21 protein-coding genes and 2 pseudogenes are annotated in these 25827 nt (G+C 62.1%); 8 read left to right on the top strand and 15 right to left on the bottom strand.

Features of this window, described 5'->3' with window-relative positions; all coding sequences use genetic code 11:
- The 3 genes and pseudogenes from KRZ98_RS06930 to KRZ98_RS06920 form a co-directional block, all read left to right on the top strand.
- Positions 1-488, top strand: a pseudogene (locus KRZ98_RS06930) (IS21 family transposase); the annotation flags it as partial.
- Positions 485-1345 (top strand): IS21-like element helper ATPase IstB, encoded by an 861-nt coding sequence (gene istB, locus KRZ98_RS06925; protein WP_217672930.1) that lies wholly within the window; start codon positions 485-487, stop codon positions 1343-1345. The pseudogene KRZ98_RS06930 and the gene istB, both read left to right, overlap by 4 nt.
- 87 nt (positions 1346-1432) lie before the next feature.
- A complete protein-coding gene (locus KRZ98_RS06920) occupies positions 1433-1717 on the top strand; it encodes a transposase (RefSeq protein ID WP_217672929.1) in 285 nt (94 codons plus the stop codon).
- 82 nt (positions 1718-1799) lie between these two features.
- Here the strand turns inward: KRZ98_RS06920 and KRZ98_RS06915 are convergent, their stop codons facing one another.
- The gene (locus KRZ98_RS06915; RefSeq protein WP_254798151.1) at positions 1800-2363 is read right to left on the bottom strand and encodes a transposase DNA-binding-containing protein; all 564 of its coding nucleotides are present in this window, start codon (positions 2361-2363) and stop codon (positions 1800-1802) included.
- A gap of 246 nt (positions 2364-2609) precedes the next feature.
- Positions 2610-3881 carry an outer membrane beta-barrel protein gene (locus KRZ98_RS06910; RefSeq protein ID WP_254798150.1) on the bottom strand — a complete coding sequence of 424 codons (1272 nt, stop codon included), beginning with the start codon at positions 3879-3881 and terminating at the stop codon, positions 2610-2612.
- A gap of 180 nt (positions 3882-4061) precedes the next feature.
- Here KRZ98_RS06910 and KRZ98_RS06905 point away from each other — a divergent pair, with 180 nt between their 5' ends.
- A complete protein-coding gene (locus KRZ98_RS06905; protein WP_217672927.1) occupies positions 4062-5348 on the top strand; it encodes a right-handed parallel beta-helix repeat-containing protein in 1287 nt (428 codons plus the stop codon).
- A gap of 396 nt (positions 5349-5744) precedes the next feature.
- Here KRZ98_RS06905 and KRZ98_RS24525 read toward each other — a convergent pair whose 3' ends face one another.
- The 3 genes and pseudogenes from KRZ98_RS24525 to pgeF all read right to left on the bottom strand — a co-directional run bounded on the left by KRZ98_RS24525 (position 5745) and on the right by pgeF (position 7753).
- Positions 5745-5927 (bottom strand): transposase, encoded by a 183-nt coding sequence (locus KRZ98_RS24525; RefSeq protein WP_217672926.1) that lies wholly within the window; start codon positions 5925-5927, stop codon positions 5745-5747.
- Positions 5928-6012: 85 nt separating this feature from the next.
- A pseudogene (locus KRZ98_RS06895) lies at positions 6013-6736 on the bottom strand (transposase); the annotation flags it as partial.
- A gap of 255 nt (positions 6737-6991) precedes the next feature.
- Positions 6992-7753 carry a peptidoglycan editing factor PgeF gene (gene pgeF, locus KRZ98_RS06890; protein WP_217672936.1) on the bottom strand — a complete coding sequence of 254 codons (762 nt, stop codon included), beginning with the start codon at positions 7751-7753 and terminating at the stop codon, positions 6992-6994.
- A 156-nt stretch (positions 7754-7909) separates the two neighbouring features.
- On the opposite strand from pgeF, the gene KRZ98_RS06885 reads away from it, so the two are divergent.
- Positions 7910-9490, top strand: coding sequence for an amino acid permease (locus tag KRZ98_RS06885; protein WP_217672925.1), 1581 nt, complete (start codon positions 7910-7912; stop codon positions 9488-9490).
- 46 nt (positions 9491-9536) lie between these two features.
- Here the strand turns inward: KRZ98_RS06885 and KRZ98_RS06880 are convergent, their stop codons facing one another.
- A complete protein-coding gene (locus KRZ98_RS06880; protein WP_217672924.1) occupies positions 9537-10811 on the bottom strand; it encodes a multidrug effflux MFS transporter in 1275 nt (424 codons plus the stop codon).
- 232 nt (positions 10812-11043) lie between these two features.
- Here KRZ98_RS06880 and KRZ98_RS06875 point away from each other — a divergent pair, with 232 nt between their 5' ends.
- Complete coding sequence (locus KRZ98_RS06875) at positions 11044-11340, top strand: hypothetical protein (protein WP_217672923.1); 297 nt, start codon at positions 11044-11046, stop codon at positions 11338-11340.
- On the opposite strand, the gene KRZ98_RS06870 is transcribed toward KRZ98_RS06875, so the two are convergent.
- The 4 genes from KRZ98_RS06870 to KRZ98_RS06855 form a co-directional block, all read right to left on the bottom strand.
- Complete coding sequence (locus KRZ98_RS06870; protein ID WP_217672922.1) at positions 11337-12470, bottom strand: GNAT family N-acetyltransferase; 1134 nt, start codon at positions 12468-12470, stop codon at positions 11337-11339. The genes KRZ98_RS06875 and KRZ98_RS06870 overlap by 4 nt on opposite strands.
- An 87-nt stretch (positions 12471-12557) precedes the next feature.
- Positions 12558-13022, bottom strand: a complete 465-nt coding sequence (locus KRZ98_RS06865) for a RidA family protein (protein WP_217672921.1) — start codon at positions 13020-13022, stop codon at positions 12558-12560.
- Complete coding sequence (locus KRZ98_RS06860; protein ID WP_217672920.1) at positions 13019-13675, bottom strand: HAD family hydrolase; 657 nt, start codon at positions 13673-13675, stop codon at positions 13019-13021. The genes KRZ98_RS06865 and KRZ98_RS06860 overlap by 4 nt, the downstream gene beginning before the upstream one ends.
- Complete coding sequence (locus KRZ98_RS06855; protein ID WP_217672919.1) at positions 13672-13959, bottom strand: DUF3572 domain-containing protein; 288 nt, start codon at positions 13957-13959, stop codon at positions 13672-13674. The genes KRZ98_RS06860 and KRZ98_RS06855 overlap by 4 nt, the downstream gene beginning before the upstream one ends.
- Positions 13960-14030: 71 nt before the next feature.
- Here KRZ98_RS06855 and KRZ98_RS06850 point away from each other — a divergent pair, with 71 nt between their 5' ends.
- Positions 14031-14393 (top strand): response regulator, encoded by a 363-nt coding sequence (locus KRZ98_RS06850; protein WP_217672918.1) that lies wholly within the window; start codon positions 14031-14033, stop codon positions 14391-14393.
- A gap of 135 nt (positions 14394-14528) precedes the next feature.
- Positions 14529-16394, top strand: a complete 1866-nt coding sequence (locus KRZ98_RS06845) for a PhoX family phosphatase (protein ID WP_217672917.1) — start codon at positions 14529-14531, stop codon at positions 16392-16394.
- Between the two features lie 67 nt (positions 16395-16461).
- Here KRZ98_RS06845 and KRZ98_RS06840 read toward each other — a convergent pair whose 3' ends face one another.
- The 5 genes from KRZ98_RS06840 to KRZ98_RS06820 all read right to left on the bottom strand — a co-directional run bounded on the left by KRZ98_RS06840 (position 16462) and on the right by KRZ98_RS06820 (position 25816).
- Positions 16462-18486: a discoidin domain-containing protein gene (locus KRZ98_RS06840; protein ID WP_217672916.1), complete on the bottom strand. Its 2025-nt coding sequence runs from the start codon at positions 18484-18486 to the stop codon at positions 16462-16464.
- Between the two features lie 112 nt (positions 18487-18598).
- Positions 18599-21409 carry a TonB-dependent receptor gene (locus KRZ98_RS06835; protein ID WP_217672915.1) on the bottom strand — a complete coding sequence of 937 codons (2811 nt, stop codon included), beginning with the start codon at positions 21407-21409 and terminating at the stop codon, positions 18599-18601.
- A gap of 257 nt (positions 21410-21666) precedes the next feature.
- Positions 21667-23094 carry a glycoside hydrolase family 43 protein gene (locus KRZ98_RS06830; RefSeq protein WP_217672914.1) on the bottom strand — a complete coding sequence of 476 codons (1428 nt, stop codon included), beginning with the start codon at positions 23092-23094 and terminating at the stop codon, positions 21667-21669.
- Positions 23095-23116: 22 nt separating this feature from the next.
- On the bottom strand, positions 23117-24148 hold the full coding sequence (locus KRZ98_RS06825) for an arabinan endo-1,5-alpha-L-arabinosidase (protein ID WP_217672913.1): 1032 nt from the start codon (positions 24146-24148) through the stop codon (positions 23117-23119).
- Between the two features lie 105 nt (positions 24149-24253).
- Positions 24254-25816 carry an alpha-N-arabinofuranosidase gene (locus tag KRZ98_RS06820; protein ID WP_217672912.1) on the bottom strand — a complete coding sequence of 521 codons (1563 nt, stop codon included), beginning with the start codon at positions 25814-25816 and terminating at the stop codon, positions 24254-24256.
- Between the last annotated feature and the right edge of the window lie 11 nt (positions 25817-25827).

The raw sequence follows: 25827 nt of genomic DNA, 5'->3' as shown, positions 1-25827 counted from the left end.
ACGATCTCAATGTCCAGCTGATCGACTGGCTCGATACCGTCGCCAACGTCCGTGTCCACGGCACGACGCAGCGGATTATTGCTGAAGCCTTCGCCGCCGAGCAGCCTGAGTTGCAGCTGCTCCCGGCCGGCCGCTTTGACGCTGTTCTGAAGCTGGAGCGCCGCGTCAGCCACGATGGGATGGTCTCGGTCGGCGGCAATTACTACAGCGTTCCCGATCGCACCCGGCGCGTCGTCGAAATCCAGCAGTTGCCCGACAAGATCCGGATCGTAGACCTGGGCCAGGTCATTGCCGAGCACCCGGTTCTTGAGGGGCGCCGGCAGTACAGGATCGATCCTGCGCACCGGACAGGCAGCAGCGGCGCCAAGCGCCGTATCCATGGCAAAGAGGTAATCGCCATCGGTCGTGTAGGCGAGCATGTCACCGTGCGCTCCCTGGCCATCTATCAAGCGATCGGCAGCCAACTGGCGCGGGGAGAACGGCCATGAACCATGGGGGTGCCGCATCCCGCGTCGATAATATCCGCCGCAGCCTGGTCCATCTCAAAATGCCACGCGCCCTGGAGATGCTCGACGCCACCCTGCGCGGCATAGAGCAGGGCAAAATCGATGGCATCGAGGCCATCGACATATTGCTGAACGAAGAACTGTCGCTCCGGGAGAACCGCAGGATCAAGGCAGCCCTGCGCATGGCAAGGCTGCCGATCATCAAGACGCTGGACGGATATGACTTCTCCTTCCAGCCATCTCTCGACCGGAACCGCATCCTGGCGCTCGCTGGCCTGGATTTTATCAACCGGGCCGAGGTGGTGCATCTGCTGGGTCCGCCCGGTACCGGGAAAAGCCATATCGCCACGGCCCTTGCTGTCGAGGCCGTGAAGGCGGGCAAGAGCGTCTACTTTATCCCGCTCGCCGATCTGATCGCTTCACTGACCAAGGCTGAACGCGAGGGCACGCTGCGCGAGAGGATCCGCTTCCTATGCCGATCCTCCCTGCTCGTCGTCGATGAGATCGGGTATCTTCCCGTCACGCCTGGGGGCGGCAATCTCTTCTTCCAGCTCGTCAACGCCCGATATGAAAAGGGTGCCATGATCCTGACGTCAAACCGCGGCTTCGCCGAATGGGGTGATGTCTTTGGCGATCCGGTGGTGGCCACCGCGCTGCTCGACCGCCTTCTTCACCACGCTGTGGTCATCCAGATCGAGGGCTCCAGCTATCGCATGCGGCAGCACGCCGACCTGCTGCCCGAGCATGCGCGTGCTGCACCGTCCATCAACCCACCGCCCTTGCCGAAACGGCGCGGCCGCCCGCCAGCAAAGGAAAAGCCCGATCTCCATCACGGCTGATCACCGACACAAACCCTCCCGCCAAACTAGGGAATTTTAGATGCCCACTTTTGCGGAATCTTCGGTGCCCGTTGACAAGCCCTGCTTTTGTCGATCTGGTACGACCTGTCCGACGTGAAGCTGGCCGAGGCGCTCGACGATCGAGCCTCCTTCCGCCGCTTCTGTGGGTTCTCCGCAAACGAAGGGACGCCCGAGTGCACCGCCTTCGTCAGGTATCGCCGGCTGCTGGTCGCGCAGAAGCTTGATCGGTCGCTGTTTGAAACGGTGACCGCGCAGCTCAAATCAAAGGCTGTGACGGTCGCCGCCGCCCCATGTATGCGCAGCTTGAGATCAGTCAGTCACGGCGAGCACATATTGACGCTGCCGTGCTGATCTGGTGCCTGAACTTGGAGGAATAGCAGATGGACACCCGCAACAACCCTAAATCCAGCAAAATCCCATCTAACAATTTCAATTACTTGGCGTTCGAAAGTTCAAGAAATCTGAGGTATTTGCGGATATCCAGCTGGGCAGTACCCTTGAACTTATCGCGGTTCCAGAATTTGACCGCGGCCAGGCCGAGGGGCAGTCCCTCATCCGTGACAACGAGGCTGGAATGCATAAATATTCCGCAAACCGCATGATGTCGGAGCCGACCACTCTTGTCGCGACCACTGTTGACGCTTTTGGTGAAACCGATGTCGTGCGGGTTCCGCCGCTGATAGGTGAACTCTGTCGTATCCTGAAGCACCAAGATCGGTCCGTCAGATGCGGCATACCGCGCCTTCGTCGCCTCGATATGGCCTGCAAGGATGTCCCCTTCCTCGACCTTTGGGTTGGAATAGAACCGATATGCGGCTTTGGTGCTCGCCCAGTCCTGACAGGCCAGAGGAATTGTTCCTCCCATTCTGTCGCTCAGGCGGCGAAGCAAATCGCCGAACCGGCACCCGAGACGAGCATCTCTGAAAGCTGTTTCATCGACCTCGCTGCGCGACCAGTGGTCACCCAAAGGCAGCAGCTTTTCGCTTTCGGCCTGCATCGCGCACCTCACGAACACAATCACGGTGCTCGTGAATGAATCACAACAGATTCATCCAATTCAACAATTTTCTCTCGGAGATACGCAAGCGATTCAAATACTTGTGGGTAATCGCAAGCCTCGCCGGAGCGATACGGATGAACTGCCGGAGCGCGCGACCAGCAGCCGGATACACGCAGCGGGGCGAGAAGCCCACGCTGCTTTAAGCGGGCTGGATACACGCAGGCCACCATATGGTGGCGTCATTTACAGCGTGATGACGACGCCCATGCTGAACCAGACGCCGTCGAAGCTGTCGACCGGCGAGTTGGTGTCGCGGCTATTATAGGAAAGCCGCGAGGCGACGGACCATTGGCGGTTCAGGCGATAGCGCGCAAGCAGGCTGCCGCCATATTCCGTCGCATTGCCGGTGGTCACGCCGACGGGATTATAATGGACCGCGTTGGCGCTGGCCGTAATCAGCACGGCTGGCGTGGGCACATAGTCGACAGCCACCGTGCCGCGCGTGAACTGGTCGCCAGCGACGAGCGGAGAGGCGGTTTCCTGTATGTCGCGCAGGCCATTGACCCGGACCGTCAGATATTCGGTCGGATTCCACAACAGATTGATATTATAGGACAGGCTGCTAATATCGCGGAGCTGCGGAATTTGCTTGCGATAATTGCGCGTGAGATAGCCGATCGTCGCAACGCCATATAAACGCTTTCTTATGTCAAAGCCCAGGCCAATTTCACCCTTGAGGCGATAGGAATTGCGGTCGGGCGCCAGGCCCGATGGAAAGCCGGTGTCGCCCGGACCAACGTCATAATAGAAGCGGTCATAATCGACCTGCCCGACAAGGTTGATCCCCTCGCGCAGGCGATAGCCAAGCTGGGCATTGCCACCCAGTTGCGTATAGTCGCGAAAATCCTGGTCGATGACGGTGCCGGTACGGCTCCTGGCATCGGCGAAATCGACGCGCCTTCCGTGGACGCCAAAGCGATAGCTGAACTGGCCAGCGGAAAATGCATAGGCCAGTTCGCCGTCGAAACGTCCATGATGGACGGGCGATCGCGACAGGGTGACATTGTTGCGCCCCGTGCGCTGATCCACTTCACGCTGGGCGGATGCTTCGAACAGGATGTTGTTACTGCCGATCGCGCCCCAGCGGTTGCGTGTCAGGACGCCGAATTCCGAAAAATTCTCATCCTTTGAATCAAAATGAAACCGATTGCCGTTGAATAGCTGAACCACATGGTTCGATTGCTGGCTGTTGCGGGCAATCGTGACGCGGGGCGCCACGGTCACATAAGCGTCGCCCCTGCGGTCTGCGTCCGATGCCACGACATTGTCGGTCCCGGTCAGGTCGTAGGTCAGGGCAGGATAAACAAATACGCTGCCTATCCGGCCGCCAATAGGCTTGAATTCGTCAGGGACACGCGCCGCGACACCGACATCGTCGGGAATTTGTTGCGCATGACCCGTTACGGGGATGGACGTGACCGTAGCTGTCGCCACGATCAAGAAGTAATGTTTCAATTGAAACCCCCAAGCGGCTTGACGTATCATGCCCACCGGCCTCTATACACCAGAGTTGATGCTTGTAAATCTCCGGTTAACCATCAAAATGCAGGGCGCGTGCATCATCGCCCTTTCTGTGCAAAATACGGCTGGCCCTGACAGGCACTGCGCGCTGTTTGGCAATCGAAGAGGGAAGCGATGAACCATTTTGCGATTGCAGGGATCGTCTTGACCGCTGTTACCGGCCTTTACGTCGCATCGGCCAACGATCTCAACGTAGTGGGCGAGCGCGCGCTTGCCACGCAGCAGGATATTGCGGATTTGCGCATGGATACGGACGTCCTGCCGGCATTGCCGCCTGCCGGGCTGGATGCGGCGGTGTTCGGAAAGGCAAAGCCGCTGCGCTTTGTCTGGGTATCGGCTGACGCGTCGACAGAGGCGGGTGACGGCAGCCGCGACCACCCCTTCGCCCGGATCGGCGATGCGGTGATGATCGCCCGGCCCGGCACGGCCATCATGGTGAAGGCGGGCACCTATCATGAAAATGTCCGTTTCCCCAAGAAGGTGAATGGCGCGCCCGATGCGCCGATCTGGCTGGTGTCGGCCGATGGCCCGCAGGCGGCCCGCATCGTGGCACCGCGCGAAGGCAAATGGGCGGCGATCGGGGGCGGGGGGACTGAAAATGTCCTGGTGCAGGGCTTCCATGTGACCGGGGGCCATAACGGCATCCAGTTCAGCCAGAATGGCTATGATTACCACGACACCGTCGACAATATCGCGGTCTATGGCAATGTCATCGACAACCCGATGGAAGATGGCGTGAAGATCAATGGCGGCAGCAATGTCATCGTCGCCGACAACGTCATCACCAATTGCTACGACGAAGGCATCGACCTGCTGGGCATCACCAATGGCCGGATTTCCCGAAACAGCGTGTCGAAGGTGGAATCGCAGACCGGGGCGATATCGGTCAAGGGCGGCAGCGATCAGATACTGATAGACGGGAATATGATCAGCGACATCATGTCCGATGGCGTGCTGGTGGGTGGCTGGACCAGCCCGCGCATGGCGTCGCGCCCCGGCTATGAAGGGTTTGAGGCGCGCAATGTCCGCGTGACCGGCAATGTCGTCGAGCGCGTGGGCAAACGCGCGGTCAACATCATGGCGGCCCAGCGCGCCGAAATCAGCGGCAATTATCTGGATGTGTCGCAGGGCTATGGCGCGGTGATAGAGCTTGGCCGCAATTACCCCCGTGCGGCGACGGCCCTTTATTCGTCGGATATTGCGATTTCCGACAATCAGTTCAGCCAGAATAGGGGCAAGTTGCGCTCCATGCAGGGGACAGGGGCGATCCGCTTCCTGAACAACCGGGGCGGCGGGCGACCCGCCATTTCCGCCGGGCCGCGTCCTCAGGCACTGCCCTTTCCCAGCTGGGCACCCGCAAATACCTCTGATTTCTTGACCTTTCGAGCGCCAAGTGATTGAAATTGTTAGATGGGACTTTGCTGAATTCAGGGTTGTTGCGGGTGTCCAGCTGACGGCGAGTGCGAAGCGCGCCGTCATCTGGGCATCTGTCGTCTGCCCTGCGTCGGACGGGCCGTTAACTCTGCCTGACAGGCCATGCCGCCGCAGTTCTGATGCTATTCCTGCCTTGATCGCATTTTTTCGATCCGTTCTGGCATGGTCCAGATCCAGCATAGCTGTGCGTTAGATAATCACCTTTTTTCAGCAGAATAGATCGTGTCCCACGAGGTGGTGTAGCTGGGGTCTGATGAGACCTGTGCGCGGGTGGTTATAGATCCTTGAAACACTTTGCCTTTATCGATTTTGGATTGCGATCGGGCTGCGTCGTCGCCGCTCTGATCAGAGTAGTGGGAGGTTTCACGCCCTGGCTGCGAGGATGTTCATGGTGCGCTTGAGGTTGTAGGCGATGGCGGTGAGGTGGACCTGGGCGGTGGCTTTGGCGAGACCTCGCCATCGCATCCGGCGCAGACCGTAGCAGCGCTTCCACGTCCCGAAGATCTCTCGATCCGACCGCGTACCCGATGGATCGGCTGGTTCCATTCATGGAGCTTGCGCAGCGTTTCCCGCTCGTCGCGGCCCCACATGCCGGTGGCGACGATCCGTGGTATGCCGCCCTTTGCCCCTATGCTTTCTCGATCGGGTTGAAGTCCGGGCTGTAGGGCGGGAGGGAGCGCAAGGTTGCACCTTCCGCTTCGATCCGCTCGCGCACCGATGCGCGCTTGTGGCTCGACAGGTTGTCCATGATGACGACGTCGCCCGGTCGCAGTTCGGGCACGAGAACATGGGTGACATAGGCTTCGAACCAGTCGCCGTTGATCGGGCCGTCCAGCACCATGACGCGACCATTCCGGTCATGCGCAACCCGGCAACCAGCGTGGTCGTCTTGCGGTGGCCGTGCGGGAAGCCCATCCGCAGGCGCTCGTCCCTGGCGCAGCGGCCATCGAACCAGTCTTGTCGTTGGCTCAGGATATCGGGGCGGTCCTGCTCGATCGCATGGCCAATCTTTTTTTGCGCGTCATACCGTGACGAACGAAGAAGCGGTGAAGCCCGGCCACCGAGACGTACAGACCCAGATCGATCAACGTCGCCCGCAGTTCTTCAAGCGAGATGTCCTTGCGCGCTTCCCATATGGCGAGGATTTCAGCCTGCCGCTCCTCGATCCGGCGCGATGGCATATCGCCACCCTGAGGCTTGGGAGCGAAGCTGCCGGTCGTACGCCGCTGATCCTGCCAACGGATCGCTGTCGAGGGCGCTACACCAAACCGAGCCGCCGCAGCACGACAACTCATCCCGGCATCGATCGCCGCCAGAAGCCGCTTGCGTAAATCCATCGATAGAGGTTGGCCAATCCATGCTGGCCTCCTTTACCAGCACAGACTCTGAATCAGAAATTACGCCCCCATGGGAATCCTTCAACGATACATAACGGTCGAAAACCGCTCTAACGCAAACCCTATCCCAGAATGTCGAAATTATATTGCATTTCTAGAATAGAATTTATTACAAATGTGCTTACCGCACGGACGATATTGGGCAACTGCACCTCTACGGCACAGTCAGGTGGCGGCGTCGCGCCAAGCGACGAATCCCCGCCCCCACCATCATCACGCGCCCAGGCCAATCATCGAAACCTGCCGCCCATAATTCGCCTCGCCGCGATGGCAGGACCGGCGATAGCTGAAAAAGCGATCCGGCTGGCTATAGGTGTCCTCCTCCAGCAGATCAATCCGCCCGACCCCCGCCGCCGCCAAGCGTGACGCGACATAGGCGGCAATGTCGAACTGTACATGGCCCAGACGGCCCGCGGTGAAGAAGCGCGAATTATCCGCGTCGTCCCGCTCGAACCGCTCGGCAAAATCCAGCGTCACTTCATAGGAAGCCCGGCCGATACAGGGGCCGATCGCACAAGCCATGCGGTCACGCTGCGCCCCCAGCGCCTCCATCGCCACAATCGTCCGATCTGTCACCCTGCCAATCGCACCCTTCCATCCCGCGTGCGCTGCCCCCACCACGCCCGCCGCCGTGTCAGAAAACAGCACCGGCACGCAGTCGGCGGTCAATATGCCCAGCAACAGCCCCGGCCGATCCGTCACCATTGCGTCGGCGGCAGGGCGATCGGCATCCGCTATTGCGCTGCCGACCGTCACGACGTCGGGCGAATGGACCTGACGCACCGTCACCAGCTGCGCGCCGGGCATCACTGCGTCGCGCGCCAATTCCCGGTTTCGCAGCACCGCCGCGCGATCATCCTGCGACCCCAGGCCGACATTCAGACCGGCATATATGCCCACCGACACCCCGCCGCGTCGCCCCGCAAAACCATGGGGGACGTCGTGCAGGCTGGGTGCTGTCAGCAGGTCGATCATCATGGCTCCTTATGCCTTTACCGTTGGATGGTCATGTCGCGGTGACGCAACATACTTGCGCGCGCGCGATTAGGCGATAGTCTCCGCTCCCATAGCAAAAGGGGGCGGGTGATCCGGCCGCTGGGGCAAGACATCGCAAGATAAAGGGTTCCATCCATGATTTTCGGGCGCGTAAAATCTCTCGACGCCATATTGGCGACGGCAGAGAAGAAATCGCTGCATCGCTCGCTGGGCGCATTCCAGCTCACCATGCTCGGCATTGGGGCCGTCATCGGCACCGGCATTTTCGTGCTGACCGCCGAAGCTGCGCAAAAGGCGGGGCCGGGCATGATGCTCGCCTTCGTCATCGCCGGGTTCGTCTGCGCCGTGGCCGCGCTCTGCTATGCCGAAATGGCGGCGATGGTCCCGGTGTCCGGCTCCGCTTACACCTATAGCTATGCGGTGATGGGCGAACTGATCGCCTGGATGGTCGGATGGGCGCTGATCCTCGAATATGCCGTCGCAGCGGGCGCAGTATCGGTCGGCTGGTCCGGCTATGTCGTGGGCCTGATTGAGCATACATTCCATCTCGACATTCCCGATCTGCTGACGCGGGGGCCGTTTGATGGCGGCATGGTCAACCTGCCCGCGATGCTGATCGCCGGTCTGGTCACCTGGCTGTTGGTGATCGGCACCAAGGAAAGCGCGTCGGTCAATGCCGTGCTGGTGCTGATCAAGGTTGCAGCGCTCACCCTGTTCATCGTGCTGGCTTTGCCGGTCATGAATATGGAAAAGTTCACGCCCTTCGCGCCGCTCGGCTTTTCGGGCATTTCTGCAGCCGCCGCCTCGATCTTCTTCGCCTATGTCGGCTTTGACGCCGTTTCCACCGCGGCCGAAGAAACCAAAAATCCCCAGCGTAATATGCCGATCGGCCTGATCGGATCGCTTGGCATCTGTACCATCTTCTATATGCTCGTGGCTGCTGGCGTCATCGGCACCGTGGGCGCGCAGCCGGTCACGGCAGGCGGCATCCCGATCGCCGACGGCGGCATCGCCCTTGCCCCTGGTTCGACCGCTCTGTCGCAACAATGCGCGGCGCTGGCCGCTGCTGGCACCGAAGCCGTTACCTGCTCGAAGGAAGCGCTGGCCTGGACCCTGCGTGAAATCGGCTGGCCCCAGATCGGCAATCTGCTCGGCCTGGCTGCCGGTCTTGCCCTGCCGTCGGTCATCCTGATGATGATGTTCGGCCAGACCCGCATCTTCTTCGTCATGAGCCGCGATGGCCTGTTGCCCGCGATGTTCTCAAAGGTCCATCCAACCTACAAGACTCCCTATGTCATCACCATCCTGACCGGCATCTTCGTCGCGCTGTTCGCGGCCTTCTTCCCGGTCGGCATATTGGCGGACATCTCCAATTCCGGCACGCTGTTTGCCTTCGCCGCCGTGTCGATCGCGGTGCTGGTGCTGCGCCGCACCGATCCGTCGCGCAGGCGGCCCTTCCGCACCCCGGCGATCATGGTCACCGCGCCGATCGCGATCCTGGGCTGCATGTATCTGTTCTGGAGCTTGGGCGTCGAAACCAAGCTGATGTTCGTGGGCTGGGCCGCGGTCGGCCTAATCGTCTATTTCGCCTATAGCCGCAGCCGCAGCCATGTCGGGCGCGGGGTGAGCGATGTGCCGGAACTGGATGCGGGCATCCCGCCCCAGCCAGTGCCACCGCTGCCCGGCGCACACACGCCGGGCGGGCAGGACGCCTGATCGACACGAAAAAAACGGGGTGGGTAACACCGCCCCGTTTTTTCGTTCAGTGCATGACCTCGAACTCAATGTCCCGCAGCCCGCCATGATTGGGCCGGGTGAACAGCTTGCCCCGCTCCGCCCAGATCACGATCAGAAAGCTGATCGATCCGAACACCAGCAGCCCCATGGTAAGCGGCAGGGTGGTGCCGTTGAAGGCACGGCCAACGATGCTGCCAAGCGCGGCGGACAGGGCGGTGGTCAGGAACGCCTGAAAGGAAGAAGCGACGCCCGCACCCCTCGAGAATGGCTCCATCGAGATCGCGCTGAAATTGGATGCAGTGAAGGCGACCGTCAGCATCGTCATCGCCTGCAACAGCATGAAGGTCACAATCGTCTCTCGGCCTGCCAGGATGACGGCGAGGTGGACGAGCGCGATCAGGATGAAGGCGATCAACGCCCCCTGACTCATGCGTCGCGCGCCAAAGCGCGAAACCAGCCGGCTGTTGAGCAGGCTGCCGACCCCCATACATCCTGCAATGATGGCAAAGGCGACGGGGAAAATATGTTCCGCCTTGAACACATCGAAGAAAATCTGCTGGACCGACAGGATGAAGCCGATAAGTCCGCCCATCACCACGCCGCTGGCCAGCATATGGCCGATCGAGCTGCGGGTGCGCATGATCGTGCCGACCGTGTGCAGCAGCGCGCCGACCGTGATCCGCATCCGATTTTCCGGGCGCAAGGTTTCGGGCATCCGCACGACCATCCATAGCAGGATCAGGCTCGCCAATATGGCCAGCGCCCAGAAGATCCAGCGCCACGGCGCGATCCACAATATCGCCTGCCCGAAACTGGGGGCCATCACCGGGATCAGCATGAACACCGCAAAGATCAACGACATGACTCGCGCCATGGCATCGCCCCGGAACCGATCGCGGATGATCCCCACAGTGATGACGCGGCTGGCACCGGAAAAAAAGCCGGCGCAGGCGCGGCCGATCAGCATCATGGGAAAGCTTTGCGCCGCCGCGCAGGCCATGGACGAGAGGATGAACAACACCATAGCCCCGCCCAGAACCCGCTTGCGGCCATAGCGGTCGGACAGGACGCCGAACAGCAGCGACCCGATGCCCAGCCCCAGAAAATAGACGCTGATGATCAGCTGCCGGTCATTGGGCTGTGCGATCGCCAGATCGCGGCCGATGGCGGGCAGGGCGGGCAGCATCGGATCGATCGACAGCGCGTTCATCGCCATCAGGCAGGCGCACAGCAGCACGAATTCGCGAAACTGTATGTCCTTGCCAACAAGCGTGCTGGCGGAGGGGGGAGTTTGGGCCATACGTGCGGCTATGGGGATAATGACGCGCTGATGCCAGTCCTTATCTGCCACTGTTCATCGCACGCTCCGACCAGCGTTAACTTTGCCTACCCCCGGAATGGCGCGAGTTGGGCCTGTTATGCGGCCAATGCCGTTAACCATTTTTTAGCAGCTGCCGGTCCAACCTGCTCTTCGTGGAACAAGAACAAGGGTTGTCGACCATTGGGTTAGTGTTGGAAAAGGGAACAGGGTCATGGGCAATAGTATCAAGAGTGCGCAATTTCTAGCCGATAGCCGTATGGCGCGGGCAGCCGGCGGATCGGCAGAGGCCTGTTTCGATCTGGGCGTCGCGTTCAGCTGCGGCACCGGTGACATGCCGATCGATCTGATCGAGGCACATAAATGGTTCAATCTGGCAGCCCTTGGCGGCAGCGAAGAGGGCCAGGCGATGCGCGCCGAGATTGCCGAGGAAATGACCGCCCGCGAAATCGCCGAGGCCCAGCGTCAGGCCCGCGCATGGATCGCCCTCACCCAGGCGCGCGCCGCCTAATCACTCTTCCTGAACGGCGTCCGTTCGGCCAGCCATTGCCGGTCCTGCTGCACGCCCGCCCGCTCTGCGGTCAGGAAATCGGCCACCGCGCGCCGAAAACCCGGATCGGGAATAAAATGCGCGGAAAAAGTCGGTTCGGGGGCATAGCCCCGCGCCAGCTTGTGCCCGCCCTGCGCGCCTGCCTCCACACGGGCAAGGCCGCGCGCAATCGCGACGTCGATCGCCTGATAATAGCAGAGTTCGAAATGGAGGTTCGGTACCTCCTCGTTACAGCCCCAATAGCGGCCATAAAGCGTATCCGCGCCGATCAGGTTGAGCGCGCCTGCAATCGCTCGGCCCTGGCGCAGCGCCAGCATCAGCAACACCCGGTCGGCCATCGTCTCGCCTAGTAGCGAGAAGAAGGAGCGCGTCAGATAGGGCGTCCCCCATTTGCGTGCGCCGGTATCCTGATAAAAATCCCAGAATATGTCCCAATGCGCCTCGGTCAGGTCGTGCCCGGTCAGGTGGACGATCTCCAGCCCTTCGACTGCCCGCGCCCGTTCCTTGCAGATATTCTTGCGCTTGGCGCTCGACAGGTCGGCCAGAAAATCGTCGAAACAGCCATAGCCGCGATTGGACCAGTGAAACTGGCTGTCCTCACGGATCAGCCAGCCCGCCGCCTCGAAATGCGCAATCTGATCCGGCGCCACGAAAGTCGCATGGGCCGACGACAGGCTGTTGCGCTCCACCAGCGTCTCGATCCCCGCGATCAACGCCGGGGCCAGCCCCTTGTCGCGCAGCAGCAGCCGGGGACCAGGCACTGGGGAGAAGGGGGCGGCGATCTGGATCTTGGGATAATAGCGCCTGCCTGTCCGGTGCCAGGCATCGGCCCAGCCATGGTCGAACACATATTCGCCCTGGCTGTGGCTCTTGGCATAGATCGGCGCGGCGGCGGCGATGCGCCCATCCGTCCCATCAATCAGCAGCGGCAAGGGCTGCCAGCCCGTTCCTTCGCCCACGCTGCCCGATCGCTCGAGCGCGCTCAGGAAATCCCAGCTGACGAACGGATTGTCGGCCCCCGCGCAGGCATCCCACTGGTCGCGCGGCAGGTCCGCTACCCCCGCGGCGATACGCGCGACGACATCGCTCATCGGCGCGCCTTCAGGCGTTGGGGTCTGGCAGCTTGGGTCACAGCCCGGAAAATTGGGTCGCGCCCGCTATTACGCAAGGTCCGCCGGTCAGCCAGCCGCGCGGACCAGCACGATGGCGTCGATTTCCACCACCGCGCCCAGCGGCAGCACAGGGACACCCACGGCGCTGCGGGCGTGCTTGCCTGCCTCACCGAACACTTCCACCATCAGTTCGGACGCGCCATTGGCGACCTTGGGCTGGTCGGTGAACGACGGGGCGCTGGCAATGAAGGCGCCGAGTTTCACCACCCGCTCGACCCGGTCGAGGCTGCCGAGCGCCGCCTTCATCTGCGCGATCAGGTTGAGGCCGCAGATGCGCGCAGCGGCCACACCATAATCCAGTTCCCGGTCCTCGCCCAGACGCCCGGTCATCAGCCCGTCGGGGGCCAGTGAAATCTGCCCGGAAATATGCAGCAGGTCACCGGCCTGCACGCTCGACACATAGGCGGCGACCGGGGCGGCGGCCTGGGGCAGGGTGATGCGGAGTTCGGCAAGGCGGGCGTCGATGCTCATGATAAGGCTCCATCTGTAGGCAGTGTCTCGGTCGGGGCCGGCCCGGCGGCCAGCTTGTCCATGATCCAGCGTTCCGCCACCACCCAGTCATCGATCCGCGCATGGGCATGGCGAGCGGCGGGCACTGTTGCGGCAATTTCCGGTTCGCCGACCATATGCAGCCGCCACACGCCGGGCGCTTGGCGCGCGACCGACGCATGATGTTCGGCGAGATCGTCGATGAACAGCGCGACGCTGGCATCATGCGCGGCGACGATCGCGGCCAGCGGTTCGCCCTTCGACCCATGATTCCAGTGAATCGGAAAGTTGAGGCCAAACGCCGCCAGCTGCTCGACCCGCAACTGGTGGTGGCGCTCGCCAATATTGGTCAGCACGACGATGTCGGCGATCTGCGCCAGCCGCCCCAACGCTGCGACCGCCCCCGCAATCGGCGTCTGCCGGTACATTTCCGTGTCGAAAAATTCCACGAGCAATGCCCATACCCGGTCGCGCTCGACCACCAGGCCGCTATCCTTGTGCCGCAGCGCTTCGGCAAAACCGCGATCATGCATGTTGAAATGCACATCATGCGTCTCGTCCAGCCAGGCGCGGAACGGCACGACCATGTGCAACAGCACCTCGTCGCAATCGGTGATGATCAGCGGGCGGCTCATCGGCTCAAACTCTCCTGCGCGGCGATCAATATGTCGGGGCGCGTGTCAATCGCCTCAGCACAGGCGATCAGGTCCGGCTCATGGTCGGCCAGAAAGGCCAGCACCGCACTCAATATCGCCGGATTGTCGATCCCGGCGCGCAGCGCGTCGCTGTCAAGGCCCGTCAGCGCCAGCAGCCGGTCGGCCCGCTGCCCGTCGGCCAATATCCAGCCCAGCGCCATCAGCGCCAGCGTCGCGGGGTCCGCGCCGCTATCTTGCTTGCCATTATGGGTATCGGGTCGCATGATCGGCTCTCGGCGGGGGCGGCCAGGGGATGGCGCGCTTCATGGGCTGCTTGAAAAATTATGGGTGACTGGTGGCAAAGCGCGTGCTTGTTGTCGAGGACAACGAACTTAATCTGAAACTTTTTTGCGATTTGCTGCGGGCCCATGGCCATGAGGTGTTGCCGATGCGCGACGGACGCGACGTGCTCGCGCAGGCGCGCGACTTTCTGCCCGACCTTGTGATCACCGACATCCACCTGCCCCATGTCAGCGGGCTGGACCTTATCATTTCCCTGAAAGCCGATGATCGCCTGTCCACCGTGCCGATCATGGCGGTCACCGCCTATGCCGGGAAAGGTGACGAGGACCGGATCCGCGCCGCGGGCGCGCAGGCCTATGTGTCCAAGCCCATTTCGGTGCTGCGCTTTGTCGAACAGGTAAACAGCCTGCTGTAACGGCCCTGTCATGCGTCTTTCATCACCCTGACCCGGTCCCGCCGTCCGCTTGTCATCCCTTGCTGGCACTGCGCCACGGCCACAGGGGCGCGGCGCTCTGCCGACGGCCCGGAAACGCTATAAGGGTAATCAACCATGTCCCATCTGACTGACGAAGCGCGCGCGCCCTATCGTGATGCGCAGCCGACCATTTCCATGGGCGACAACAGCCTGGAAGCCATCGTCGCCGCCAATCCGGCGCGCCGCACGATCCTGAAGAACGGCCTGCTGGGCCTGTCGATCCTGCCGATGTTGGGCACGCTGGCCGCTTGCGACGATGATGATGACGGCACGCCCAGCCCGACGCCCACACCCACGCCGACCCCGACGCCGACCGACAGCTATGCCATCACTTTCGCCGGTGTTGCCGCCAACCAGAATGACACCGTCACCGTGCCGACCGGTTACACCGTCGACGTGCTGCTCAAGGCGGGCGATTCGGTGGAAACCGGCACCCCCTATTCGGGCAGCTTCCCGGCGCCAGCCGACGCGGAGAAATGGGCTGGCGGCAATCATGACGGCATGGAATATTTCGACCTGTCTGGCGTGGACGCCAATGGCGGCGGCCTGCTGGCGCTGAATCATGAATATCCCGACTTCAACATTCTGATGTCGGGCAGCTACAATGCCGCGACTGCCACGGCCGATCAAAAGGCGCTGGCCCTGTCGGCGGTCGGCATCTCTGTCGTCGAAATTGCCAAGGGCAGCGATGGCAAATGGGCGGTCAAGGCCGGATCGCGCTTCAACAAGCGCTATACCGGCAATGACATGTATCGCGCTGGGGGTCCCGCCGCTGGTCTGTTGTCCAGCTCGATCAAGGGCATGCTCAACAATTGCGCGTCCGGTCGCACGCCGTGGGGCACCTACCTCACCTGCGAGGAAACGACGGACAATTACCTCGATCCGACCCAGCCCGAACGTGATTATGGCTGGGTAGTTGAAATCGACCCCTATCAGGAACTGGCCGCCCCGACCAAACGCACCGCATTGGGCCGTTTCAGCCACGAAAACACAGCCTATATGGCCAATAGCGACAATCGCGTCGCCATCTACGTGGGCGACGATTCGACGCCGGGCTGCATCTATAAATTCATTCCCGACCGCGCTTTTTCCACCGCCAACCGGGCGGCCAATATCGACCTGCTCGACTATGGCACGCTCTATGTCGCGCGCTTCAATGGTGACGGCACGGGCGAATGGCGCGCGCTGGTGCAGGGCCAGAACGGCCTGATCGTCGGCGCGTCCGATCCGGGTGACGTCAGCCAGTTCACGACGCCGCCTGCCCCCGCCACGGTCAATTTCGCCAATCAGGCCGACGTGCTGATCAACTGCCAGTCGGCAGCGCGCGTCGCGGGCGGCACCATCATGGACCGTCCCGAATGGATCACGGTTGCGCCCGACAACAGCGCCGTGTTCGTAACCCTGACCAACAATAGCGGTCGCCGCGTCACCGACGCGCCCAACCCGCGCGTCACCAACCGCCACGGCCATATCGTCAAGTTCAAGGAAGAGGGCAATTCGCCGCTCGCCACCAAGTTCAGCTGGGAAATCTTCCTGCTGGCGGGCGATCCGGCGCTGGCGTCGGGCGGCGCCAATCTCGTCGGCGATATCAAGGGCGACACTTTCTCCAGCCCCGACGGCATCCGCATCGACCCCAAGGGTCGCCTGTGGGTCCAGACCGACCATAGCGTTCCAGGCACGTCCGGTGTGACCGGCAAGTCGATCGAGGATATTTTCGGCCAGAACGCCATGTTCTACATCGACCAGACGACGAAGCAGTCCAAACGCTTCCTGGTCGGCCCCAAGGGCTGCGAAATCACCGGCCTTGCCTATACACCGGACCTCAAGACCTTCTTCGTCAACATCCAGCATCCCACTGGCAACTGGCCGGTCGCCGGGCAACAGCCGCGCTCCTCGACCATCGTGGTCCGCCGCACGGACGCCCAGCCGGTCGGTAACTAAGGCCAAGGTGTGCGTCTCCCCTCCCCGACGGGGAGGGGAGACGCACCACCATCATTGGGTCCCGGCGTCAGTCGGCAAACAGCTTGAATTCGACCAGCCGGGTCGCCTTGCCGGGCGCTTGGGTCAGGCGCAGGCGGACCTTGCTGGTGCGGATTGCGGGCCAGCGCAGCGGGGTGACGCCATTGGCGACCGGGCTGCCTTTGGGCGTGGCGACGTCTTGCCAGCGATCGGCCATCCACGCCTGAAGCCGATAGGCGCGCGGCACCGCGAAACGCTGGCCATCGGCGAAGAAGGCCAGTTCGGCGCGGCTGATGTCGGTGGGCTGGCCAAGGTCGATCGCATAATATTGCTGCGCCGGGGCAGGGGCGGACGACCAGCCATTGGCGAGTTCGGGAAAGAACCATGTCCGCCCGTCAATTGCATCATGGACATTTTCGGCGTCGCTGTTGCTGGACGCCGAACCCATCGGAAACTGACCGCGGACCAGTTGCACCGCGCGGTTGATCGGGCGGGCGATGGGTGTTGTAGCGGCACGGGGCATGGGGATTTCGATGCGGCCCAGCGTGTCGCGCCGGGCAACTTGCCGGCCATCCACCTCGATTGCCAGCCCCTTTCCACGCCGATAATGACTACCATCGGCGTCCCATGTCACTGCGATTCTGTGGCCATGATAGGGGACGTCCTGCACCCGGAACCAGCCAAGCGCCTGTGGGTCCGATGCGTCGGGCAGCAGCGGATTGACCTCCAGCATATCGTCGGCGCGGGGGCGGATGCCGACCAGGCCGGTCAGGATCAGGTCGTTGAAACCGGAATGGAAATAATGGTGGCTGCGGTCCAGCCCGACGATCGGCTGGCCGGTTTCGGGGTGATAGTCCTCCTCCAGATCGAGCTTGTCCCCCTGATAATGAAGCGCGGCATATTGGCGCAGCAGGCGCATATAGGTGCTGCGCGTGACCGGGCCTGTGTGGGTGCGATGGTCGAGCAGATTGGCCATGGCGTGCAGCACCTGCGTCGTCTGATACGGCCAGATGGGGCCGTTCCACTGGCATTCGGGGTCTTTGCCCAGATAGCGATATTGCCGCATATAATATTCGTAACCGGCCTCGACCGTGCGCATCCCGGCCTTGCCCGCCAGCGACGACGGGTCGATCAGATGCGCCCAGGCGGCGGCATATTTCGCCTCGTCGGGCACAATGTTGAACATCCAGGGCAGATAGCCGACCAGCTCGCGGTTGCGGATCGGCTGCCAGTAGCTGACAAATTCATTTTTGCACGACTGGTGCCGGTCGATGAAATGGGTGAGCCTCTCGCTCCACAGGTCGGCCAGTATCCGCTGTTGCAGCGCGTCGGCACGGGCGGTGTAGGCAGCGGCCATGGCGGTGTCGCCAGTGAGCGTCGCCATCTTCGCGATCGCGCGGGCATTGGCGACCATATAGCTGTTGATCGAGGGGCGAAAGGCGTCGCCGCCCCGAAATCCGTCCTTGCCGCCCGACGCATCGATCGAGGAGACGGTATATTCGGTCGCATCCAACAGCGGCTCGATGAAATACAGCCCTTTGTCGAAGTCGAACTTGTCGTCCCACAATCGGTAGATATGGTTCATGACGGGCAGGTGCCGCACTGCGCCGGCTTGGTCGCCATCGACCAGATAGCGGACCCAGACGGCATCGGCCATATGATCGGTAAAATGCCGATCGTTGCCGCCGCTGCGATACATGAAGTTGATATAGTCGTCGGCAAAGCGCCGGTCATTGAGCCAGCGCCCCTCGCCCAGATGGAAGCCGGTGGCGTCGTTCAGGCTGGCATAGGGATGGCGTTGCCAATCGACATCGTCGAGAAACTCGGTCGAGATATAGCCGTCCGCGCCCAGATCACGCTGATGCGCGCGATAGAGTTGCCAGCGATAATAATAGACCGCGTCGAGCTTCGGGTCGGCGGACTCGAAATAGGGGATGCGATCGCGATACCAGGGCGCGTCATTGCCAAAGTGCCGGGTGGCGATGGCGGCTGTATCCATTACCGGCGGGGGTGGCGCGGCACCGATGCTGGCTATCGCGGCCCCGGCCAGCAGCAGCATCCTGATCGCGTGCATCGCATCCTCCCATCGGCACATAAATATGGCGGTCGTTCCGGGATTGGAGAGGACCCCGGAACGACCGCCAGACATGGAAAGCGGCGCGCAAACGCCGCGTCCCACGGGGCGCTTAATTGAAGCTGTAGCGGACACCCAGAGCGAAGGTGCGTGCCAGCAGGGTGGTGCCCAGGTTAAACTGTTCCGGGCCACCCACATCTTCAAACTTGTAATAGGTCTGCATCTTCGACCGGGTCAGGTTGACTGCGTCGAAGGTCAGGCCCAGGCGTTCGGTGACCTTGGCGGTCAGCTGGAAGTCCAGGCTCTTTTCCGGCGCGCGCCATACACCGATCGGGTTGGCGAACAGGCGCGCTTCGTTATTAGCCAGGAATTCCTTGCGCCAGACATAGGACAGGCGCGCGCCGATCGGCCCACGTTCATAGGCGAGCGTGGCGTTATAGCTCATGTCGGACACGCCGAAGAAGGACGAGCTGGTCTGGCCGGTGACATTGCCGTTGATGTCGACCAGCGGGATATTCTGCTTGGAATCGAGGATCGTCAGGCTGCCCTGGAACCCCAGACCCTTCAGCGGACCGGGCAGGTAGGTCGGGAAATAGGTCAGCCCCAGTTCCACGCCCTTCAGCACGCCCTTGGACGCATTTTCCGGCCGGGTGATGAGGAAGCTGTTGGTGTTGAGGCCCGAACCGGGCACAGTGGTTAGCGATGTGATCGGCACCACCAGCCCGTCAATTTCACGACGGAACAGGGTGGCGTAGATGGCGCTGCTGCGTTCGAAATACCATTCCGCCGCCAAGTCGAAATTCTTTGACGTCGTCGGCCGCAGCCCCGGATTGCCGCGACCCCCGGTGCCGTAACCGACATTGGTCAAGTCGCCGGTCAGCGTATAATTGGGGTTGAGGTCGGCAAAAGCGGGACGACGCAAGGTTTCGCCATAGTTGAAGCGCAGGCGCAGATTGTCGAAAATCTCGTAGCGCGCGGTGAAGCTGGGCAGGAAGCGCTGGGTGCCTGATGCGGCCTGCGTCACTAGCGGCGGATTGCTGTAGCGATCAACGAAGGTGAAATTGGTATCGACCGCAACGAAGCGCACGCCCGCCTGCAACTGGAGCGGGCGACCGAAGATCGAGACTTCGGCGTCGGCCTGCGCATAAGCGGCCAGCGTGACTTCGTTGATGTCAAACACATCGGTCATCGTCATCTGGTCCGACAGCAAAATGCGGTCGGCATAGCGGGGATCATTCTTGTAGAGCTGACGGATGGTGTCGGCATTTTTCGACAGCCAGTAGCCGCTGGGCAATACCCAGCTGGTCGGAATGTCCGCGCGGCCATCATAAAAGCCGCTGTTGGTGAACAAGGCTTCTGCGGGCAGGGTGGACAGGTTCGCGCCCAGGCCGCCTGCGTCCTGCGTGCGCACCGAATCGCGCGCCTTGCGATCGTCGTAACGGAAGCCGCCGCTGATCTTGCGGATGAAGCCTTCGTCCCACTCATAATCGCCGTCGAGCATGAAGGTCAGCGCGCTGCCCTTCGATTTGTTGGCATTGTCGTAAAATTCGCCGATGGTCCACTGGCTGGGGTCAGCGAGCAGCGCGTCATCATCGAAATGATAGGAGGGGATGCCGCCACCGGCGTTGAAATCCACGTCGATCGCCTTGGCGACGCGGGTGGTGCGCATAGCGATGAAGGACGTCTTGTTGGTGCTGCTTTGATAGGCCAGGTCGGCGACGATCTTGCCGCCTTCGCCGACATTCCACTTGCCGTTCAGCGCATAGACGTAGGAATCGGTCTTGTTGGTGGCAAAATCGCCGCTGTTGAAGCCGAACACGTCGCCTGCGCGGCGCGACTTGATGATGTTGGTGCCGTCATACAGCTCGAAAGTCGAACCGGGGTTCGGACCCAGACTGCCCCACCAGTCGGCAAAGCTGAATTGTAGCGAGTTGAAGGTGTTGCCCTTAAACCCGTTGTAGAACATTTCGGCGGTATATTCCGAACTGTCATTGGGCGCCCACTGCACCGCGACATTGAACGCAGGCCGTTCCCGCTTGCCGTACAGGTCGGAGCTGAAAATGGCGTCGCGCGAGAGATAATAGGGGACGTTGATGCCGTTGATCGGCAGCGTCGAACCGGCGGCCGAGGGCAGGCCACGCTCCTGGCCGGGCTGCCAGCCGGAGAAAATGCGTTCGAGCGGGGCAAAACCCGAACCGGCAGGGGGATTTTCGGTCGCAAACGGCACCATTGCGCCCGCCGTCGTCGTCATGTCGCGGAATTTGGTGCGGGTATAGCTGCCGTTGATCAAGATGCCGATGTCGCCGATCCCGGTTTCCCAGCGATTGCTGATCAGCAGCGCGGCGTTGGGATTATAGGTGTCGGCTTCTTCATTATAGATGCCGCGCGCCAGCGCCGACAGGGCAAAGCCGTCAAAGTCGAAGGGGCGGCGGGTCTTGACGTCGATCTGGCCAGCCAGACCGGTTTCAATCTGTTCGGCGGCGCGGGTCTTGTACACATCGACCTGACGGATCAGGTTGGCCGACAGATCCTGAAGCGCGAACGCCTGACCGGACGCGGTGAAGATGTTGCGGCCGTTCAAGGTGGTCAGCGCATCGGGCAGGCCGCGGATCGAAATTGCGCCTGCTTCGCCGCCAGTGCGGTTGGTGACCTGGATGCCAGTGACGCGCTGGAGCGCTTCGATGACATTATTGTCGGGCAGCTTGCCAACATCTTCGGCGACGATCGAATCGACGATCTGGACCGATTCCTTACGGACGTTGATCGCGCCGATCATCGACGCGCGCACGCCGGTGACGACGATGTCGGCGGCGTCATCCTCTGCGGCGATCTGGGGGGCGGGGCTGGTCTGCGCGTGGGCGGTGGCGCCCAACATTAGCGCAAACATGGATGCGGAACATAGTGCGATCGGCCGACGTGCCATTTCAAATCCTCCCCTGCGGCTGGCCCATTCGCCATGCCTCAATTACTCAGACTAATTATTGCTCCAACAAATAGAGTGCAAGCAAAATTTTGTGGATGCGGCATACAAAGGTGATGGGGCCGTGATATTATTGCCGCAGGCTGGAGGCATGGAGGTTCCGGGTGCTCCCTGCGCGGAGGGCGGACAGGCCAAGGGCCGATCATCGCGCGATGACCGGCCCGTTATGCTATCTATTTGTCAGAGCAGGTGAACCGGTGTCAGTCGACGTGCCAGCGTGCTGCAGCGTCACGGCTGCGGACCAGACGGATCTGGCCATTGGCGACGCCGATCGCCTTGCCCGGTGCGGCGATGGCAGCGAAGCGGACAGTGTCAAGCCGCGAGTCGGTCAGCCGGACAAACTGGCTGCGTATCGCGAAATCGGCGCCTTTGCTGTCGGGTTCCAGCGTGACCGACCCGTCCTTGCCCGCGACCAGATAATGGCCGGGCATCAGGATCGGGGACAGCATGACGCTTTGCTGACCCGCGCGGCCCGGTGTCTGGCGGAACTGGGTCTGGGCCAGGGCGGGGTTGCCCACGATCAGGCGGGAGCCTTCATGCGCCAGCAACAGCTTGGCGTCAGCGGCGGACGCAAAGCGTTCGGGCAGCGGACCATCGCCGACCGGCACGCCGAAATCGGGCGTGCCATCGGCGGTATAATAGAGCCGCTGGACGCGGGTGTGCCGGTCGGGGTTGAACAGCGGATCGCCCTGGATCGCCTCATAATCGCGGCCATGATAGACGAGGATGTCGCGCCCCTGCTCATCCACGGTGAAGCTGTTATGGCCGGGGCCATAGACGCTGGTCTCCGCATTGGCGACGAACACCGGCTGGGGCAATTTGGTCCAGCTCTTGGCGTCGAGCAGGTCGGCATTCTCGTCCGCGGTCAGCATCCCCAGACAATAGCGCGCGTCGGTGGCGCTGGCCGAATAGGTCATGAACAGGCGGCCATTACGGTGCAGGATGGCGGGCGCTTCGGCGACCTTGTAACCGCGAATTTCCCAGTCGAGCGTCGGTACGGTCAGGCGGGTCGCCTTGCCCGCCAGCTTCAACGGCGATTCGAGCTTGGCTATGTACAGGTTACTGTTCGTCTCGATCCCCGGCTCGCGCTGCGCCCAGGCGAAATAGCGCTGCCCCTTATGGACGAAGCTGGTCGAATCCAGGTTGAAACTGTCCCAGGGTGCCTGGAATTGGCCGAGCAGGCTCCACTTGCCGGTCATCGGGTCCGGCCCGTCGCAGACGACCGCATAGGTGCGGATGCGGAACACATCTTCGCCCCCGCCGCTGGGACCGGCGGCAAAATACATGATCCACTGACCGTTGATATGGTGCAGTTCGGGCGCCCAGATGAAGCCGGACAAGGGACCAGTCTTTTCATGCCGCCACAGCACCGCTTCGGTGGCGGTCGTCAGCCCTGCGATCGTCCTGGACCGGCGCAGCACCAGCCGGTCATATTCGGGGACGGAGCCGGTCAGATAGTAATAGCCGTCGTCATGACGAAAAACCTGCGCATCGGCGCGCTGTTTGACGAGCGGGTTTTGCGGGCCGGCGACGGGCGCGTCGGCGACCTTGGCGCCTGCCATCATCGGCACGGCGGACAGGGCGGCGCTGCTGGCAATGAAGCCACGGCGGGACAGGGTGAAACTCATCTATTTCTCTCCGGTCGGTGCATCAATAATCGGCGTGCGGCCAGCCATCCGCGCCCCAGCGGACCGGCGCGATCCGCAGGGTGGGCGAGCCATTCGCTTGCTTGTCATAGGCGTGATAGACGACATAATCCTTGCCGTCCTTGTCATGCAGCCAGCCCGCATGGCCGGGACCACGGAAGCGTTGCTGCTCCTGAAGGTCGGCGCGCAGGAAGATGCTGCCGCCGCCCTCCAGCATCGGGCTGCCATCCTTGCCCAGATAGGGGCCGGTGATCGCCTTCGACCGGCCGATGACGGTATAATAGGTGCTGGCCGCGCCCTTGCAGCAATAATCATAGGAGGCCATCAGCCAATAATAGCCGCCATGGTCGATGATGAAGGGGGCTTCGACCGGGGCGGGACCGCCCGCGGGCGCAGGGCGGCGGGCGATAGCGACGGGCTTGGCCTTTGGGTCTTTGGGCTTGCCGCTTCTGGGGGCCAGTTCGAACAGTTTGAGACCCGTCCAGAAGCTGCCGAGCGAGAGCCAGTGGCGGCCTTCGCGGTCAATGATGAAGTTGGGGTCGATCGCGTTAAAATCGTCGCTCTTGTCCGACATGACGACCAGCCCTTCGTCCCGCCACTGATAATCGGGGGCTTTGGGGTCGAGTGTCGGGCTGGTGGCAAGGCCAATTGCCGAGCGGTTCGATCCGAAGGTCGAGACCGAATAATAGAGGCGATAGCGACCGTTTACGAAACTGATGTCGGGTGCCCACATGCCGTCGCTGCCGGGGATCGCCTGTCTGGCCCAGTCAGGGAGCGCGGTGAAGATCGGTGCACCGATGGTCCAGTGAATGAGGTCGGGCGATGTCCGGGTCTCGATCAGCCGCTTGCCATGGCCGGTGCTGAACACATGATAGGTGTCGCCCTGCCGGATGATGACCGGATCATGAGTGGGCGTCAGGTCGCCGGTCAGGAGACTGTTCAGCGTGTCACGCGGCGGCTGGGACGGCTGCTGCGCACAGGCGGGGGCGGCGAGAAGGGCGAGGGCCAGCCAAGCCGTGAACGTCGGTCGCCTCATGCGGACCTCTCCAATTAAAGCGATGTGCTCCCGCGCAGGCGGGAGCCCAGTTGAAACGGTGGGACTGGGCTCCCGCCTGCGCGGGAGCCCATTACATTCCAGCCTCTACTGCAACTCCAGCACCACAACCGACTTGGGCGGCAACGTCACGCTAAGCGTGCCGCCGCTGACCTGCGCGCCGGAGAAGGCGACGGGCTTGACGGTGTCCGGCGCGTCGAATGTATTGTGGGCGTTGATCGCCGATGCGGTCAGGATGCGGCCGGTGACGCTCGCGGCATTCAGGCCATCCAGCTTGACCGTCACCGTGTTGGGCTGGTTCGGGTCCAGGTTGGACAGGCCGACATGGACCTTGCCATCCTTGCCCCGCACCGCCGATCCGCTGACCGCAGGCATCGACCATTTATCCTTATTATACCAGGGGGTGTCGATGCTGGTCGGCAGCACGGTCGCGTCCTGCCAGGGCTTGTACATTTCGAAAACATGATAGGTCGGCGTCAGCGCCATCTTCTTGCCGTCGGTCAGGATCATCGCCTGCAACACATTCACCATCTGGGCGATGGCGGTCATCTTCACCCGGTCGGCATGACGCGCGAAAATGTCGAGATGAACCGACGCGACCAGCGCGTCGCGCAGCGTGTTCTGCTGGCGCAGGAAACCGGGATGCGTACCTGGATCGTCGGCATACCAAGTGCCCCATTCATCGACCGCCAGCCAGACCTTCTTGGCCGGATCATATTTGTCCATGATTGCGCTATGCTTGGTGATCAGCTCGTCCATGCGCAGCGCTTCGGCCAGGGTGTTGGCCCAGCCCGCCTCATCAAATACGGTGGACGATGCGCGCGGCGGCCAGGAGCCGGGGATGGTGTAATAATGGAGCGAGAGGGCATCGAGCTGACCGCTCGCCACCTTCATCATCGTCTCGGTCCAGTTATAATCATCGACATTGGCGCCCGCCGCGATCTTCATGATCTTCGTGCCGCGCGGAGCCTTGATGAAGGTGGCGTAGCGGCGGGTGAGGTCTGCGGCATATTCGGCGCGCATATTGCCGCCGCAGCCCCACAGTTCGTTACCCACACCGAAATAGGGGACGGCCCACGGCTCCTTATGCCCGTTCTTGGCGCGTTCGTCGGCCAGCGTGCCTGCGGGCGAGGTCATATATTCGACCCACTCGGCCATTTCCTGCGGGGTGCCATTGCCGACATTGCCCGCGACATAGGCCTCCGCACCGATCTGGCGGATCAGTTCGAAGAACTCATGGGTGCCGACCGTGTTCGGCTCGGTCACGCCGCCCCAATGGGTGTTGATCTTGACCGGGCGCTTGGATTTGCCGCCAATGCCTTCGCGCCAATGATATTCATCGGCAAAGCAGCCGCCGGGCCAGCGCACGACGGGAACCGACAGGTTGCGGAGCGCCGCAATCACATCGTTGCGGAAACCGTTGGTGTTGGGGATCGCCTTGTCATTGCCGACCCAGAGGCCACCATAAATACCATTGCCCAGATGCTCGGCGAACTGGGTGAAGATGCGCTTGTCATAGACCGGGCCTGGGGTCGCGGCGCTGATCGTCGCGGTCGTGGGCTTGCCGTCCGTGTCGGCGTGCGCGCTGCTGGTCAATGCGGTGGCGCAGAGCAGCAGCGTGGCCGTGGTGCGGCGCAGGGCTTTGATCATGTCATCCTCTC

The sequence above is a fragment of the Sphingobium sp. AS12 genome (assembly GCF_019097845.1).
Lineage (GTDB): Bacteria > Pseudomonadota > Alphaproteobacteria > Sphingomonadales > Sphingomonadaceae > Sphingobium.
Note: the sequence above shows the minus strand (reverse complement) of the source record. Positions and strands in the feature narration are given on the sequence as shown.

Excerpts from the sequence above, each read along its gene's own strand:
- istB (WP_217672930.1), top strand. The coding sequence starts at position 485 with ATGAACCATGGGGGTGCCGCATCCCGCGTCGATAATATCCGCCGCAGC.
- KRZ98_RS06915 (WP_254798151.1), bottom strand. The coding sequence starts at position 2,363 with ATGCAGGCCGAAAGCGAAAAGCTGCTGCCTTTGGGTGACCACTGGTCG.
- KRZ98_RS06905 (WP_217672927.1), top strand. The coding sequence starts at position 4,062 with ATGAACCATTTTGCGATTGCAGGGATCGTCTTGACCGCTGTTACCGGC.
- KRZ98_RS24525 (WP_217672926.1), bottom strand. The coding sequence starts at position 5,927 with ATGGAACCAGCCGATCCATCGGGTACGCGGTCGGATCGAGAGATCTTC.
- pgeF (WP_217672936.1), bottom strand. The coding sequence starts at position 7,753 with ATGATCGACCTGCTGACAGCACCCAGCCTGCACGACGTCCCCCATGGT.
- KRZ98_RS06885 (WP_217672925.1), top strand. The coding sequence starts at position 7,910 with ATGATTTTCGGGCGCGTAAAATCTCTCGACGCCATATTGGCGACGGCA.
- KRZ98_RS06880 (WP_217672924.1), bottom strand. The coding sequence starts at position 10,811 with ATGGCCCAAACTCCCCCCTCCGCCAGCACGCTTGTTGGCAAGGACATA.
- KRZ98_RS06875 (WP_217672923.1), top strand. The coding sequence starts at position 11,044 with ATGGGCAATAGTATCAAGAGTGCGCAATTTCTAGCCGATAGCCGTATG.
- KRZ98_RS06870 (WP_217672922.1), bottom strand. The coding sequence starts at position 12,470 with ATGAGCGATGTCGTCGCGCGTATCGCCGCGGGGGTAGCGGACCTGCCG.
- KRZ98_RS06865 (WP_217672921.1), bottom strand. The coding sequence starts at position 13,022 with ATGAGCATCGACGCCCGCCTTGCCGAACTCCGCATCACCCTGCCCCAG.
- KRZ98_RS06860 (WP_217672920.1), bottom strand. The coding sequence starts at position 13,675 with ATGAGCCGCCCGCTGATCATCACCGATTGCGACGAGGTGCTGTTGCAC.
- KRZ98_RS06855 (WP_217672919.1), bottom strand. The coding sequence starts at position 13,959 with ATGCGACCCGATACCCATAATGGCAAGCAAGATAGCGGCGCGGACCCC.
- KRZ98_RS06845 (WP_217672917.1), top strand. The coding sequence starts at position 14,529 with ATGTCCCATCTGACTGACGAAGCGCGCGCGCCCTATCGTGATGCGCAG.
- KRZ98_RS06840 (WP_217672916.1), bottom strand. The coding sequence starts at position 18,486 with ATGCACGCGATCAGGATGCTGCTGCTGGCCGGGGCCGCGATAGCCAGC.
- KRZ98_RS06835 (WP_217672915.1), bottom strand. The coding sequence starts at position 21,409 with ATGGCACGTCGGCCGATCGCACTATGTTCCGCATCCATGTTTGCGCTA.
- KRZ98_RS06830 (WP_217672914.1), bottom strand. The coding sequence starts at position 23,094 with ATGAGTTTCACCCTGTCCCGCCGTGGCTTCATTGCCAGCAGCGCCGCC.
- KRZ98_RS06825 (WP_217672913.1), bottom strand. The coding sequence starts at position 24,148 with ATGAGGCGACCGACGTTCACGGCTTGGCTGGCCCTCGCCCTTCTCGCC.
- KRZ98_RS06820 (WP_217672912.1), bottom strand. The coding sequence starts at position 25,816 with ATGATCAAAGCCCTGCGCCGCACCACGGCCACGCTGCTGCTCTGCGCC.